This window comes from Ramlibacter henchirensis (assembly GCF_004682015.1).
GTDB lineage: Bacteria > Pseudomonadota > Gammaproteobacteria > Burkholderiales > Burkholderiaceae_C > Ramlibacter > Ramlibacter henchirensis.
Map to the genome: position 1 here is coordinate 1 of NZ_SMLM01000006.1, position 1,181 is coordinate 1,181.

At 66.1% G+C, this 1,181-nt stretch carries 1 protein-coding gene; it reads right to left on the reverse strand.

The window, feature by feature from the left end; genetic code table 11:
* Nucleotides 1-1,181 (reverse strand): pilus assembly protein (locus EZ313_RS23120; protein WP_276606983.1); only part of this gene is annotated, 1,181 nt, incomplete at both ends.

Consider the following 1,181-nt stretch of genomic DNA (forward strand, 5'->3'; position numbering starts at 1 on the left):
GTGCGATGCCGCCGCGTGTCGAACTTGGCGCCGCCGGGCCTGAAGCAGCGCGTGCCCACGCAGACCACGTCGCGGCGCTTGCCGTCGATCATCACCGGCGAGTAGACCGCCGACGGCAGGAAGCCGCCGCCTGCCACCACGCTGCTGCGGTCCGACACGTTCAACGCGCCGTCCACGTTGCTGTCCTGGACCGCACCAGCGTTCCTGAAATCGATCTGGTACAGGCGGGCCTCACCCAGGTTGCCGCACGTATTGCCGTCCGTGGAAGGTGTCGGCCGGTTGGTGCCGAAGATCACCGTTCCGAAGACGGTGATGGGGTTGCTGACCAGCTTCTCGCCCGTGCGCAGGGTCAGGTACCAGCCGTGCGAGCCGGTGGGCAGGCTCGCATCCTGGTAGGCGTTCGAAGTCACGTCGGTCAGGTCCGAATGCGTGCAAGTGGTCGCGCTGGTGGAGCTGCCGCAGAACAGCCCGCCCGTGAGACCGACGAACTTGTCCTGGAGCATGTAGAAGCGATCGACCACGGTGGTCTCGAACGGGTGCTCGCGGTCACCCGAGCCGACCAGGACCGCGTCGAACGTTTTGCCCAGCACCACGTCGACCTTGTTCAGGAACTTGCGGGCGTCCGCCCCCGTGCCGCCCAGCGATGCGATCTTGTGCACCACCCAGTTCGTCATGTCGGCGTCATGGATGTCGACGCGCCAGATGTTGCCCTTGGTGTCCGGCGCGTAGATGCGGTCCGACTTGCCGTCCACGTCGCGGTCCAGGAACGTCAGGTCCGCGGGAATCGCGCCCATGTCCGCGTGCGTGATGTGCTTGAGGAAAGTGCCGGCCACCGCGTCCAGCACGTAGATGCCCCGGCCCAGGGTGTTCGGTGACAGGGCGGGTTGCGGATCCTCATTGATGGGGTCATACCCGCCGCCGAACATCACGACCGGCCCCGTCCTGCCCTTGATGCTCGTCGGGCGGATGGTCGACCAGGTCTGCCCCATCGCGGCAAACACCTTGGTGCCGTCCGTACCCACCGTCTCCTCATCCACCTTCCACATGAACTTGGGAGTGTCGGGGTCGCTCACGTCGAGCGCATAGATCAACTGCCCGCCCCGGCGCATGCCGACGTACAGGTACACCTTGTCGCCGTCCGCGGCGACCAGCTTGCCGTCGCCGTTGACGTCGTTCTGGTA